The sequence below is a fragment of the Microbacterium sp. AK031 genome (assembly GCF_024807145.1).
Lineage (GTDB): Bacteria > Actinomycetota > Actinomycetes > Actinomycetales > Microbacteriaceae > Microbacterium.
The window spans coordinates 51,438-64,233 of the sequence record NZ_JANUCA010000009.1; the positions used below are offsets into that span (position 1 = coordinate 51,438).

Here is a 12,796-nt window from a genome sequence, read left to right on the forward strand (position 1 = left end):
GTTCACGGTCGGTTCACCGACCAGACACTTCTTCGTGCCGTTTTCATGTTAGCGATGCACCCTGTGAACGCCCGGGTCAGGTCGCCGCCGTTGCCGTTTCGTGATCGAGTACACACCTGACGCACAGGTCGAACGTCGTGGGAACCAGGCCCTGACTGAATTGTTTCGCTGGACCCTCGGAATGTCCAGTCCCATTGATACCGTAGGACGGTGACTGCTTCTCCAGATGACCACGCCGATCGGCCGGACGACGTGACGGCCACCCCCATCGAAGGCTCGGCGAAGACGCCTCCGGCGAAGACACCTCCGGCGAAGACGGCGGCGGCGAAGGCGAAGAGCACAGCGGTGAAGACGAAGAGCACAGCGGCGAAGACGAAGAGCACAGCGGCGAAGTCGACGGCAGCAGCTGCGCCGAAGACGGCGGCCGCCAAGACGATGGCAGAGAAGGCGGCGGCAGTGAAGTCGGGCGAGGCCAAGGCCGCAGCCGCGAAGACAGCTGCCGCACGGACCACCGCGGCGAAGACCGCAGCGGCGAAGTCGGCTGCCGCTCGTTCCGCGGCGACCAAGACCGCGACCAAGACGGCAGCGGCGAAGGCAGCGGCGGCGAAGGCGGCCGCAGCGAAGGCCGCCGCGGCGAAGGCGGCAGCGGGGAAGTCGGCTGCCGCGAAGGACGCCGAGGCGAAGGCCGCCGCTGAGGAAGCGGCCGAGAGGGCTCGCGCCGCTGTCGACACAGGTGCGCAGGAAACACCGCAAGCGGTGACGGACGAGCCAGACGCGACCGCACCCAAGACGTCATCTCGCAAGCCGGCGGCCAAGCGCACGACGGCGAACAAGACCACGGCGACGAAACCGACGACGAAACCGCGGACGACGAAGCCGCGCGGAGCGGGCCCGTCGACGCGGCCCAAGCCCGTCGTCGCTGCCGACGCTGCCGCGCCGACCTCCGAGACGGTTGCGTCGCCGGCTGTCGAGATCGAGCCATCGGTACAGGCTGCTGTCGCCGAAGACGTCCTCTTCACCGAGCTCCGCGCTGCAGAGCTGGCCGAGGCTGAGTCGATCACTCGCCCTGAGGCTGTCCAGCCGATTGCTGAATCGGCGGAGCCTGCGGCTGCAGCCGTGCCCGAGGCTGAGCCCGCAGCGCCCGCAGCTCCCGATACCGACACATCCGTCGACGCCGAGACGAGCGATCCCGAGGTCATCCCCGCCCCGGCCGATGACACGGTCACTGCGCCGGCATTCGCGCAGCACGCCGTCATCCTTCGCGACCTCGTCAAGGACTTCGGCGACCAGCGTGCGGTGAACGGCATCGACCTCACGGTTCCGGCCGGCTCGTTCTACGGCATCGTCGGACCGAACGGCGCGGGAAAGACGACCACGTTGTCGATCCTGGCAGGACTCCTCCGTGCGTCCTCGGGTCAGGTGGTGGTCTGCGGAATCGACCAGACCGAAGATGCACTCGGCGCCAAGCGACTGATGGGTGTGCTTCCCGATCGGCTGCGTACATTCGATCGCCTCACCGGACGGCAGCTGCTGCATTACTACGGTCTGCTGCGCGGGCTGGCATCCGACGTGATCGACAAGCGCACAGCAGATCTCGCCCGCGCGTTCGATCTCGCCGACGCACTGAATCGTGTCGTCTCCGATTACTCGGCTGGCATGACGAAGAAGATCATGCTCGCAGGTGCCATGATCCATTCGCCGCGCGTTCTCGTGCTCGATGAGCCGTTCGAGGCCGTCGATCCGGTCTCATCCGCAGTGATCCTCGACATACTGCGCGCGTACGTCGCGCACGGGGGCACGGTCATCCTGTCTAGTCACGGCATGGACCTTGTCGAACGGGTGTGCTCGCGGGTGGCGATCATCGTCGGCGGTGACGTGCTCGCGGAGGGGACGATCGACGAGGTTCGCGCAGGTCAGTCGCTCGAGGCGCGATTCGTCGAGCTCTCCGGCGGTATCGGAGAGGTGGAGGGTCTCGAGTGGTTGCACACGTTCTCCGACTGAGGCTGACGCTGATGCTCGGTGTCCTTCGCGGCGGCCGAGCACTGCGCACTCTGCTCGGGCTCGCCGCGGTGGTGATCGTGACCGTGGCGGTCTGCATAGCCGTGCTGAGTCTCGCCGACGCACCGCTCGCCGTCGCGCGTGCCGTGATCGTTCTCGGCGGCACCGCCGTTCTGCTCGGATTCCTGATCGGACCGATCCTCACGGGAGCGGTGGATCAGCTCGACCCGCGCCGGTTCACCGTCTTCGGTGTCGACGAACGGCATATGCCGTGGATCCTCGCTCTCGCCTCGCTGGTCAGCGTGCCCTCGTTCGCCCTGCTCGCCGTCGGCGTGTGCATCGTGATCCTGGCCGTGCAGCTGGGGGCGCCGTGGATCACGGCGGTGCTCGTGTCGCTTCTCGTCGTCGTCGCATCTGCGCTCGCCGCTCGCATCGGGATGTCGCTGAGCGCATTGCTGCTGCCGGAGCGGCGTTCGCGAGAGCTCACGGCACTGTTCGCACTCGCGGTCGTCGTCGTGGCCTTTCCTGTCGCGGTGTTCCTCGCATCGCTGGAGTGGGACGGCGCAGTGCCCAGTCCCGTGGCGATAGCGACCACGGTCGTCGGCTTCACGCCGTTCGCTGCGATTCCCGCGTTCCCGTTCGCGATCGCCGCCGGAGACGTCGTCGGCGCGTGGATCAGCGGAATCGTCGCCGTCGTGACAGTGGCGGCCCTATGGCTGACATGGTCGTGGGTCGTACGTCGACTGCTCACGACCACCGAGCGACCGGCCGCGTCGCGCGAGCGCGCGGGACTCGGCTGGTTCGCGCTGCTGCCAAGCAACGCCTTCGGTGCGATCGCCGCGCGGAGCCTCGTGTACTGGCTGCGCGATCGCCGCTACATCGTGAACATCATCGTCGTCCCCATCGCCGGAATCCTCACGGTCTTCCCGCTGCTCGTCGCAGGCGTGCCGCTGTACATCGCGGCCCTCGTTCCTGTGCCGCTCATGGCCCTCTTCTTCGGCTGGCTGCCGCACAATGATGTGGCGTACGACTCCACAGCGTTCTGGACGCACGTCGCCAGCGGCGTGCGCGGGCTGCCGGACCGCTTCGGCCGGCTCGTTCCGATCGCACTGGTGGCGATTCCCGTGCTCGCGATCGCGATCCCGCTGACTCTCGCTCTCATCGAGAGCTGGTACCTGCTGCTTCCGATGATCGGCCTCGCGGCCAGCCTGTTCCTCTCAGGCCTGGGCCTGTCCAGCATCTCGTCCGTCGTCTCGCCATATGCCGTCTCGCGACCGGGAGACAGCCCGTTCCAGCAGCCGCAGCGATCGGCATCCCGTGGCTCTTTCGGCCCCGCCGCTGCCTTCATCGGCACTTTGGTCGTCTGCGCCCCGACCCTCTGGCTGTTCATCATGACGATCATCACGGACGGGGTCTACAACCCGTTGACGTTCTGGGTGGGCCTGGGCACCGGCGTCATCGTCCTCACTCTCGGCGCGTTCACCGGCGGACGCATCTACGACCGCGGCGGGGCGCGACTCATGGAGTTCGTCGAGACCGCATGATCGTACGATCCGCGCCCCGCACGGGCCTCGGGGCGATTAGACTCACCGCTATGAGTACTCCGCTGGACAGCCCCGATCAGGGCGGCGTGGCAACGCTTGATCGCGAACTGGAAGAACTTCTCAACGAAGAGAACCTCGAGCCGGGCGACCACGAGCGCTTCTCGCATTACGTGAAGAAGGACAAGATCCTCGAGTCGGCGATCTCCGGAAAGCCCGTGCGCGCCCTGTGCGGCAAGAAATGGACACCGGGTCGCGACCCGGAGAAGTTCCCGATCTGCCCCACCTGCAAGGAGATCTACGAGTCGATGGTCAACTGACCGGACTCGAGGTTCCGTCTCGATCTATTCCGCGTCGACGAACACCGTCGGGATCGCAGGATCGGACTTGCTCAGCGCGAGCGCGCGCACCGGCATCTCCTCGCGGACTCGCATGTGGTGCTCGCGAGCGGATGCTGTTCCCTCCGCGCCCTCGTTAGCGCCGTCGATGTCGCCGCCGTCGACGAGCAGGACCTGCAGCGGGCGGGAATCCGGATGCTCTGACGCGGTGCTGATCTCCTCGAATCCATCTGAGACGACAACGGTCTCCGCAACGGCGACACCGTCACGCAGCGTGCGGAAGGCTGCCTTTCGACCGCCTTTGGAGGCCTTATCTGTCGATGCCTTCGCGACACCGACCCAGGAGCCTGACGGATCCTGGCGGGCGACGAGCTTGTAGACCATGCCCGCCGTCGGATAGCCGGACCCGGTCACCACCGAGGTCCCGACGCCGTAGAAGTCGACGGGTGACGCCGCCAGGGAGGCGATCGCGTACTCATCGAGGTCGCTCGTGACTGTGATCTTGGTGCCGGTCGCGCCGAGCTCGTCGAGCTGCGTGCGCACAGCGGCGGCGACCGTCGGGAGGTCACCGGAGTCGAGTCGCACGCCGCCGAGTTCGGTGCCGGCGACGCGGATGGCGGTCTCGACGCCGGTGCGGATGTCGTAGGTGTCCACGAGCAGCGTGGTGCTTGTGCCGAGGCTGTCGACCTGCGCGCGGAAGGCGTCTTCCTCCGTGTCGTGCAGGAGCGTCCATGAATGCGCGGCCGTGCCCATGGTCGGGATCCCCCACTGCCGTCCGGCCTCGAGGTTGCTCGTCGAGCTGAACCCGGCGATGAACGCGGCTCGAGCCGCGGCGACCGCAGACATCTCAGCGGCTCGCCGCGAGCCCATCTCCGCCAGTGGGCGTTCACCAGCGGCCATGCTCATCCGCGAGGCCGCGGTCGCGACGGCCGAGTCGTGGTTGAGGACGCTCAATGCGAGGGTCTCCAGCACCACGGCATCCGCGAATGTGCCCTCGACGGTGAGGATCGGGGAGCCGGGAAAGTACAGTTCCCCCTCGCGATAGCCGTGCACGGAACCGGTGAATCGATAGTTCTCGAGGTACTTCAGCGTCTCGGAATCCACGACCCCGCCGTCGTGCAGGAACCGCAGCTCTTCGTCGCCGAAGCGGAACTGGCGCATCAGCGAGAGCAGACGCCCTGTGCCGGCCACGACTCCGAAGCGCCGTCCGCCGGAGAGCCGCCTGGAGAACAGCTCGAAGACGCTGGGCCGCGCTGCGGTGCCATCGCGCAGCGCGGCTCCCAGCATCGTGAGTTCGTATCGGTCGGTGAGCAGCGCCGTCGACGAGGTCATGCGCTCAGCTTAGTGAGCGTGGCGAGTGCGTCGCGCCGACGGCGCGGGTAGGCTCGATAGTCATGAATGACGCGCCGATCGGAATCTTCGACTCCGGTGTCGGCGGGCTCACGGTGGCTCGCGCGATCCGTGCCCAACTGCCGAGAGAATCGTTCGTGTACATCGGCGACACCGCTCATTCGCCCTACGGGCCCAAGCCCATCGCCGACGTGCGCCGTTACTCACTCGAAGTGCTCGACACTCTTGTCGACCAGGGCGTGAAGATGCTCGTGATCGCATGCAATACGGCATCCGCCGCGATGCTTCGCGACGCGAGGGAGCGCTACGACGTCCCCGTCATCGAAGTGATCGGACCCGCGGTGCGCCGCGCGGTCTCGACCACGCGCAACAACCGCATCGGCGTCATCGGCACGGTCGGCACGATCGGTTCGCGCGCCTACCAGGACATGCTCGAGGTCAACGAGCGCCTTTCCGTGTTCACCGCCGCATGCCCGCGTTTCGTCGAGTTCGTCGAAGCCGGGATCACCGGCACCGAAGAGGTGCTCGCCGTGGCTGAGGAGTACCTCGCCCCGCTCCGCGACGCCGACGTCGACACCCTCGTGCTCGGATGCACGCACTACCCATTCCTGCGCGGCGCGATCGGCTACGTGATGGGCGACGGCGTCAGTCTCGTCTCCAGCGACGACGAGACGGCCGGCGATGTGTACCGACAGCTGGTACGCGGCGACCTGCTCGCGCCACCGGATGCCGTGGCCACTGCCGTCTATGAGGCCACCGGTGAATCCACCGAGGAGTTCACCGCGCTCGCCAATCGGCTCATGGGCCGCGAGGTGCGCGATGTACAGCACGTGCAGACCGGCGTGATTACCCTCCCCGACCTCTCCGAACTGGCTGAGGCCGGTATCTCCAACCCGAAGGAACTTCATGACTGACATCGTCCGCGCCGACGGCCGCTCCACAGACCAGCTCCGCGAGATCACCATCGAGCGCGGATGGAGTGCGCAGGCCGAGGGATCGGCGCTGATCAGCTTCGGCGGCACCAAGGTGCTGTGCACGGCATCCTTCACGAACGGCGTGCCGCGCTGGCTGACCGGCAAGGGCAAGGGGTGGGTGACCGCCGAGTACGCGATGCTGCCGCGCGCGACGAACAGCCGCAACGACCGCGAGAGCGTCAAGGGGCGCATCGGCGGGCGGACGCACGAGATCTCACGTCTGATCGGCCGAGCCCTCCGTGCCGTCGTCGACACCAAGGCTCTCGGCGAGAACACCATCGTGATCGACTGCGACGTGCTGCAGGCTGACGGCGGCACGCGCACGGCGGCGATCACCGGTGCGTACGTCGCGCTCGCGGATGCGATCGAATGGGGGCGTCAGAAGAAGTTCATCGGCAAGAACGCGACGCCGCTGCTCGACTCGGTCTCTGCGATCTCGGTGGGGATCATCGACGGCACACCCATGCTCGATCTGCCATACGTCGAAGACGTTCGTGCTGAGACCGACATGAACATCGTCGTCACCGGCCGCGGGCTGTTCGTCGAGGTGCAGGGGACGGCCGAAGGCGCGCCGTTCGACAAGCGTGAACTCGATGCGCTGCTGGAGCTCGGTCTTGCCGGCTGCGAGACGCTGAAGGGGCATCAGCTGAAGGCTCTGGCAGGCGAGTGATGGTGAAGGTCGTCCTCGCCACGCACAACCCGCACAAGATCGCAGAGTTCCAGCAGATTCTCGCGATGACCCGGCCCGACCTGGAGGTCGTCGGCTATGACGGCCCCGAGCCGGTCGAGGATGGCGTGACGTTCGCGGAGAACGCCCTGCTCAAGGCCCGCGCCGCAGCCGCCCACACCGGTCTCGCCGCCATGGCAGACGACTCTGGCATCTGTGTCGATGTGCTCGGTGGGTCGCCGGGCATCTTCTCCGCATACTGGGCGGGCCAGAAGAAGGACGCGCAGGCGAACCTCGATCTGCTGCTCGACCAGCTCACCGACATCGCTGACCCGCACCGCGCCGCACAGTTCGTGTCGACCATCGCGCTGGTGACCCCGGACGGCACCGAGCACACGGTCGCTGGCGTCTGGCCGGGCCGCCTGGCCCGTGAGGTCGCTGGTGGCGGCGGATTCGGGTACGACCCGATCTTCATCCCTGACGGGCAAAACGGCGCTGAGCGGTCGGTAGGAGAATTCTCCGACGAGGAGAAGCAGTCGCAGTCGCACCGCGCCCGCGCCTTCCAGGCGTTGATCCCGCTGCTTCAGGTCCTGTAGCCGGCGCCGGAGGCCATCCCAGAAGGATTTCGCGGGTTTCGCCGGACGGAAACCAGGGAAACTCTTCTGGGAATCATGCCCGGACCGCCGCTACCGCGGCACTCGCGCACTACTGAGAATCGTTACCCTTCCCGACTAGGCCAAACGGCGCCCCGAGGCATGCGGACGGCCATAGCCTGGATGCATGCACGATCACGCACACGGGGGAGGGATCCGCGGCTTCAGCAACCGCCGGCTCCTGACCATCTCGCTGTGCGCGACCGCGACGGTGATGCTCGTGCAGGTGGTGGGTGCGATCCTCACCGGCTCGCTCGCACTGCTGGCGGATGCCGCCCACATGTTCACGGACGCGTCGGCGCTGGTGGTCGCTCTGATCGCGACGGCGGTCGCCGCGCGTCCCGCCGATGACCGGCGCACGTTCGGATACCAGCGTGCGGAGGTGTTCGGCGCGCTGATCAACGCCATCATCCTCATCTTGCTCTCGGTGCTGGTCGGCATCGAGGGCGTGAAGCGTCTGCTGGAGCCTGCAGAGACCGAAGTCGCCGGCCCTCTGATGCTCGTGGTGGCTGTGATCGGTCTGATCGCCAACGCCGTGGCGATGTGGCTGCTGAGCGCGGCGCAGAAGACGAGCATCAACGTGCGGGGCGCCTACCTCGAGGTTCTCGGCGACATGATCGGTTCGGCGGCCGTTATCGTCGCGGCCATCATCATCGTCACCACAGGATGGATGCCGGCGGATGCGATCGCGTCATTGCTGATCGCAGTCATGATCATCCCGCGCGCGATCTCGCTGCTGCGCGAGGTGTTCTCGGTGCTCGCCGAGTCGGCGCCGAAGAACACCCACGTGAGCGAGATCCGAGACCATCTGCTCGCGTTCGACGGGGTCCGGAGCGTGCACGATGTGCACGTCTGGCAGCTCACTCGCGGCGCACCGGTCTTCACCGCTCACGTCAAGGTCGACCCGGCGCTGCTGGCGACCGGCCGGTCCGACCTGCTTCTCGAAGAGCTGCAGGCCTGTCTCGCCGACCACTTCGATGTCGCCCACTCCACGTTCCAGATCGAGTCGGCTTCCGCGGGGGAATGCGAAGAGGCCCACGCCTGACCTGCGGATCAGGGTTCTACGACGATCTCATCGACCGTCTTGTCAGAACGCAGCCCGCGCCATCGAGCGTGGCGGAGAATTCCATCTGGAGTCCAGTTCGCGAATTCGACCTCACCGACCAGGATCGGTCGCACCCAGAGCGCGTCTCGTGCATCGGCAGGCGGAACCCCGGTGACCTCGGCGCTCTTGGTACGCAGCGGCTCCAGCTGCGCCGCGAGGTCGCCGAGCATTCGCTCTGAGAAGCCGCTGCCGACCCGTCCGACGTAGCGCAGGGCCCTGGTCTCGGCATCCGGAATCGCGAGCAGAAGCGATCCGATGCGGCCCTCACGGTCACCCTTTCCCGGACGGATGCCGGCGATCGCGACCTCCTGCGTGCGTGTGTGCTTGATCTTCAGCCAGGAGCCGGAGCGGATGCCTGGGCGGTAGGTGGAGCCGGATTCCTTCGCCACCACGCCCTCGAGGTCGAACGCGTCGCTGGTCTCGAGCGCGGCATCCAGGTCGTCGAAGACCGGCGGCACGACGATCGGCGCGTCCACGCCGTCCACGAGCGTCTCCAGCAGCGCTCGCCGGTCGCGGAGCGGGATCCCGGTGAGATCGTGGCCATCGAGTCGAAGAAGATCGAAGAGGTAGTAGGCGATGGGCGTGCGGATCACTTCACGCTCGATCTCTCGCGCCTTCGTCAGATGCATCCGGCTCTGTAGCCTGCTGAAGCTCGGGCGCCCAGACGGATCCAGCGCGACGATCTCGCCGTCGACGATCGCGTCGCCGACCGCGAGATGCGGAGCGCCGTCTGCGGTGAGTTCTGGATACCGTGCCGTGATGTCCGTGCCGCTGCGTGCGTGCAGTGCCATCCGGCCATCCGCCCACGTGCCGACGGCGCGGATGCCATCCCACTTGATCTCGATCCACGGGTCTCGCAGCGAGCGGACCAGACCGGCCGTCCCCGACTCGGCGAGCATCGGGCGCGGGGGAGATCCACCAGGGCCCTCGGTGACGGGCGCATCGTCGAGGGATGCCGCGGGGTGCTGCTTCGACGCATCGGCGCGATGCGCAGCATCCTTCGGCTCCTTCATGCGATGCAGCAGCCAGGATGACTTCTCGCCGGCACCTTTGGTGCGGATCAGCGCGAGCCTGGTGCGACCGAGGGGTCCCACTCCCGAGAACGTGCCGATCACCTCGTCGTCGCGCCACTTCTCGAGTTCGACCGTGCCGGTGTCCCAGATCGTCATCGTGCCTGCTCCGTACTCGCCCCTCGGGATCTCACCGTGGAACGAGAGATACTCCAGCGGATGCGGTTCGGTCATGACGGCGAGATGGTTGCGGTCGGACGTGTCAGGAACACCCTTGGGAACGGCCCAGCTGACAAGGACTCCATCTCGTTCGATGCGCAGATCGAAGTGGCGCCTGCGGGCATGGTGCTCCTGGATGACGAACCGGGGGAGTCCGTTCGCGTCTGATCCGCCCGTGGTCTTCGGCATGGGTTCCGGGGTCTTCGTCGCGTTCCGCTTCTCGATGTAGGGGTCGAGAAGGTCGGTGTTCGCGGCAGCAACCTGGGATCGCAATGGGTCCACGCCGGTCTCGACGCGGTCCATGACCTCGTCGAAGCGCAGCTGGCGCAGGTCGGGGTCGTCGAGTTCATCCCAGGTGCGGGGAGCTGCCACGGTCGGGTGCGCGCGCCCGCGCAGCGAGTACGGCGAGATCGTCGTCTTCTTGCCGTTGTTCTGACTCCAGTCGAGGAACACCTTCCCGCCTCGCACTGCCTTCGACATCGTGCTGGTGGCGATGTCGGGATGATCGGCCTCGATGGCGCGCGCGAGCTCACGGGCGATCGCCGAGGCCTGATCGCTCGTCTGCGCGCCGTCCAGGTGACTGTACAGGTGGATGCCCTTGCTGCCGCTCGTCACAGGTACCGGGTCCAGGCCGATGTCGCGGAGGATGTCTCTGGCGAGACCGGCGACACGGGCGCACTGCGGAAGATCGGCTCCTGGACCGGGGTCGAGGTCCAGCACAAGACGGTCGGGATTCTGTCGTTCGCCCGATGCGCTGAATCGCCATTGCGGAACGTGGAGCTCGATGCTGGCGACCTGCGCCAGCCACACCAGGGTCGGCAGATCGTCTGCGATCGGGTATTCCTTCGGTCCACCGGAATGCTGTATCGGCATCCGGTGCACCCAGTCGGGCGCTCCCGGCTCGAGCTGCTTCGCGAAGAACGCATCGGCGGGTGCATCCGCTGTCCCCACGCCCTCCACCCAGCGCTTGCGGGTGATCGGCCGCCCGGCCAGCAGCGGCAGCATCCGCGGGGCGACCGCCGTGTAATAGGCGATCACCTCGCCCTTGGTGGTCCCCGTCTCCGGGTAGAGCACCTTGTCGAGATTGGTGAGACGCACACGGCGGCCGCCGACGTCGACGACCTGCGCGCCTGTGACCATGACGAAAGAGTAACCGCAAGCCCCTGGCATCCACCCTCATCCACGGTGTGTACTGGTCTCATGAGGTCGATCTGGAAGGGAGCCCTGACGTTCGGGCTCGTGAATGTGCCGGTGAAGGTGTACTCCGCCACCGAGGATCACGACGTCTCGCTGCATCAGGTGCACGACGAGGACGGCGGACGCATCCGCTACAAGCGCACGTGCGAGGTCTGCGGCGAGGTCGTGGCGTACCAGAACATCGACAGGGCTTATGAGGATGACGGGCAGATGGTCGTCCTCACCAAGGAGGACCTCGACGCGTTGCCTGCCGAGCGCAGTCGCGAGATCGACGTGGTCGAGTTCGTGCCGACCGAGCAGGTCGATCTGCTCACCCTCGACAAGGCGTACTACCTGGAGCCGGATTCCAAGTCCCCGAAGGCATATGTCCTGCTGCGCAAGACCTTGGAGCAGACCGATCGCACGGCGATCGTGCGCTTCACGCTCCGCCAGAAGACGAGGCTCGCTGCGCTGCGAGTGCGCGACGACGTGCTCGTGCTGCAGACGCTGCTGTGGGCTGACGAGGTGCGTGCGGCGGAGTTCCCGGCGCTTGACGAAGAGGTGAAGATCTCGAAGAAGGAACTCGAACTCTCCTCGAGCCTCGTCGACAGCTACTCCAGCGACTTCGATCCCGAGTCGTTCGTCGACGAGTATCAGAAGGAGCTTCGCACGCTCATCGACGCGAAGATCGAGGCGGGTGAGACCTTCGACGTCAAGGAGACCTTCGCGGAGGAGGGTGCGGAGGAGAAGGGCGGCGAGGTCATCGACCTCATGGAGGCGCTCAAAGCCAGCGTCGAACGCTCACGGGCCAAGAAGAAGGACGCAGGGTGAGTCCCTCGACCTGAATCAGTGCTTTCCGTCGCCGTCCAGGTCAGGAGCGCGGTCGAAGACGTTCGGGTCGAGAGTGAGATCTTCGGCCTCTGTGGCGTCGACCTTCGGGTCGCCTCCTGCGGCGAGCTCTTTCTTCACCTTGTAGCGCTCGGAGAAGTAGTGCCACAGAGTGACCAGCGCGGTGCCGCCGACGGCGATCAGCAGGATCACGTCGATGTACTCGGTGACGAGGTCAGAGATCCAGGGGATGTACGCGATCACGTAGCCGAGCATGGTCAGGCCGAAGCCCCAGATCACAGCGCCGATGAGGTTGTACAGGCTGTATCGCTTCCACGGCATGTGTCCGACACCCGCGGCGACTGGCGTGAAGGTGCGCACGATCGGCACGAAGCGCGCGAGGATGACGGTCAGGCCGCCGTAGCGTTCGAAGAAGGCGTTCGTGCGTTCGACGTTCTTCCGGCTGAAAAGCCCGGATTCCTTGCGTTCGAAGACCGCAGGGCCGCCCTTGTGACCGATGAGGTAGCCGACCTCACCACCGACGAATGCCGCAAGTGCGATGAGCAGAGCCACCACCCAGATGTTGATACCGAACACGTTGCTCGTGTGCGTCAGCAGCCCAGCGATGACAAGGAGCGTGTCGCCGGGGAGGAGGAAGCCGACTAGCAGCCCGGTCTCGGCGAACACGATGAAGCACACCACGAGCAGAGCCCAAGGGCCGGCTGCTCCGATGATGACAGCAGGATCGAGCCAGGGGATGAGCGAGATGTGATGCATGGTGTCCCGTCGTGCAGGTAGTGCGGCGGTCAATCGGTACTAGCTGTGCGGAAGGTGGGACTTGAACCCACACGCCCTGGGGCACAGGAACCTAAATCCTGCGTGTCTACCAATTTCACCACTCCCGCGCGAAGTCAAGTCTAACCAGTGCATCCCCTGT

General features: G+C 66.3%; 11 protein-coding genes and 1 tRNA gene. 8 read left to right on the forward strand and 4 right to left on the reverse strand.

Annotated features, from left to right (window positions below; genetic code table 11):
- Positions 1–210: 210 nt before the first annotated feature.
- From HDC95_RS16845 to HDC95_RS15295, 3 genes are read left to right on the forward strand one after another with little or no spacing between them, the layout of a single operon-like run.
- Positions 211–2,001, forward strand: coding sequence for an ABC transporter ATP-binding protein (locus tag HDC95_RS16845; RefSeq protein ID WP_310503271.1), 1,791 nt, complete (start codon positions 211–213; stop codon positions 1,999–2,001).
- A gap of 11 nt (positions 2,002–2,012) precedes the next feature.
- The gene (locus HDC95_RS15290) at positions 2,013–3,542 is read left to right on the forward strand and encodes a hypothetical protein (RefSeq protein ID WP_259064492.1); all 1,530 of its coding nucleotides are present in this window, start codon (positions 2,013–2,015) and stop codon (positions 3,540–3,542) included.
- Positions 3,543–3,592: 50 nt separating this feature from the next.
- Positions 3,593–3,859 (forward strand): DUF3039 domain-containing protein, encoded by a 267-nt coding sequence (locus HDC95_RS15295; protein WP_033106861.1) that lies wholly within the window; start codon positions 3,593–3,595, stop codon positions 3,857–3,859.
- A gap of 24 nt (positions 3,860–3,883) precedes the next feature.
- Here HDC95_RS15295 and HDC95_RS15300 read toward each other — a convergent pair whose 3' ends face one another.
- Positions 3,884–5,209: a nicotinate phosphoribosyltransferase gene (locus tag HDC95_RS15300; protein WP_259064493.1), complete on the reverse strand. Its 1,326-nt coding sequence runs from the start codon at positions 5,207–5,209 to the stop codon at positions 3,884–3,886.
- A gap of 62 nt (positions 5,210–5,271) precedes the next feature.
- On the opposite strand from HDC95_RS15300, the gene murI reads away from it, so the two are divergent.
- The 4 genes from murI to HDC95_RS15320 all read left to right on the forward strand — a co-directional run bounded on the left by murI (position 5,272) and on the right by HDC95_RS15320 (position 8,566).
- A complete protein-coding gene (murI, locus tag HDC95_RS15305; protein ID WP_259064494.1) occupies positions 5,272–6,141 on the forward strand; it encodes a glutamate racemase in 870 nt (289 codons plus the stop codon).
- Positions 6,134–6,871 carry a ribonuclease PH gene (rph, locus tag HDC95_RS15310; RefSeq protein WP_259064495.1) on the forward strand — a complete coding sequence of 246 codons (738 nt, stop codon included), beginning with the start codon at positions 6,134–6,136 and terminating at the stop codon, positions 6,869–6,871. The genes murI and rph overlap by 8 nt, the downstream gene beginning before the upstream one ends.
- The gene (gene rdgB / locus HDC95_RS15315) at positions 6,871–7,464 is read left to right on the forward strand and encodes an RdgB/HAM1 family non-canonical purine NTP pyrophosphatase (protein WP_259064496.1); all 594 of its coding nucleotides are present in this window, start codon (positions 6,871–6,873) and stop codon (positions 7,462–7,464) included. The genes rph and rdgB overlap by 1 nt, the downstream gene beginning before the upstream one ends.
- A gap of 184 nt (positions 7,465–7,648) precedes the next feature.
- The gene (locus HDC95_RS15320) at positions 7,649–8,566 is read left to right on the forward strand and encodes a cation diffusion facilitator family transporter (RefSeq protein WP_259064497.1); all 918 of its coding nucleotides are present in this window, start codon (positions 7,649–7,651) and stop codon (positions 8,564–8,566) included.
- Positions 8,567–8,574: 8 nt separating this feature from the next.
- Here HDC95_RS15320 and HDC95_RS15325 read toward each other — a convergent pair whose 3' ends face one another.
- Positions 8,575–10,995 (reverse strand): ATP-dependent DNA ligase, encoded by a 2,421-nt coding sequence (locus tag HDC95_RS15325; protein ID WP_259064498.1) that lies wholly within the window; start codon positions 10,993–10,995, stop codon positions 8,575–8,577.
- Between the two features lie 60 nt (positions 10,996–11,055).
- On the opposite strand from HDC95_RS15325, the gene HDC95_RS15330 reads away from it, so the two are divergent.
- A complete protein-coding gene (locus tag HDC95_RS15330) occupies positions 11,056–11,862 on the forward strand; it encodes a Ku protein (RefSeq protein ID WP_259064499.1) in 807 nt (268 codons plus the stop codon).
- A 15-nt stretch (positions 11,863–11,877) separates the two neighbouring features.
- Here the strand turns inward: HDC95_RS15330 and HDC95_RS15335 are convergent, their stop codons facing one another.
- Together HDC95_RS15335 and HDC95_RS15340 are read right to left on the reverse strand one after the other, a co-directional pair.
- Positions 11,878–12,636, reverse strand: a complete 759-nt coding sequence (locus HDC95_RS15335; protein WP_259064500.1) for a DedA family protein — start codon at positions 12,634–12,636, stop codon at positions 11,878–11,880.
- A gap of 46 nt (positions 12,637–12,682) precedes the next feature.
- Positions 12,683–12,764: transfer RNA gene (locus tag HDC95_RS15340), tRNA-Leu, on the reverse strand.
- Positions 12,765–12,796 lie beyond the last annotated feature (32 nt).

Excerpts from the sequence above, each read along its gene's own strand:
- HDC95_RS15290 (WP_259064492.1), top strand. The coding sequence starts at position 2,013 with ATGCTCGGTGTCCTTCGCGGCGGCCGAGCACTGCGCACTCTGCTCGGG.
- HDC95_RS15295 (WP_033106861.1), top strand. The coding sequence starts at position 3,593 with ATGAGTACTCCGCTGGACAGCCCCGATCAGGGCGGCGTGGCAACGCTT.
- HDC95_RS15300 (WP_259064493.1), bottom strand. The coding sequence starts at position 5,209 with ATGACCTCGTCGACGGCGCTGCTCACCGACCGATACGAACTCACGATG.
- murI (WP_259064494.1), top strand. The coding sequence starts at position 5,272 with ATGAATGACGCGCCGATCGGAATCTTCGACTCCGGTGTCGGCGGGCTC.
- rph (WP_259064495.1), top strand. The coding sequence starts at position 6,134 with ATGACTGACATCGTCCGCGCCGACGGCCGCTCCACAGACCAGCTCCGC.
- rdgB (WP_259064496.1), top strand. The coding sequence starts at position 6,871 with ATGGTGAAGGTCGTCCTCGCCACGCACAACCCGCACAAGATCGCAGAG.
- HDC95_RS15320 (WP_259064497.1), top strand. The coding sequence starts at position 7,649 with ATGCACGATCACGCACACGGGGGAGGGATCCGCGGCTTCAGCAACCGC.
- HDC95_RS15325 (WP_259064498.1), bottom strand. The coding sequence starts at position 10,995 with ATGGTCACAGGCGCGCAGGTCGTCGACGTCGGCGGCCGCCGTGTGCGT.
- HDC95_RS15330 (WP_259064499.1), top strand. The coding sequence starts at position 11,056 with ATGAGGTCGATCTGGAAGGGAGCCCTGACGTTCGGGCTCGTGAATGTG.
- HDC95_RS15335 (WP_259064500.1), bottom strand. The coding sequence starts at position 12,636 with ATGCATCACATCTCGCTCATCCCCTGGCTCGATCCTGCTGTCATCATC.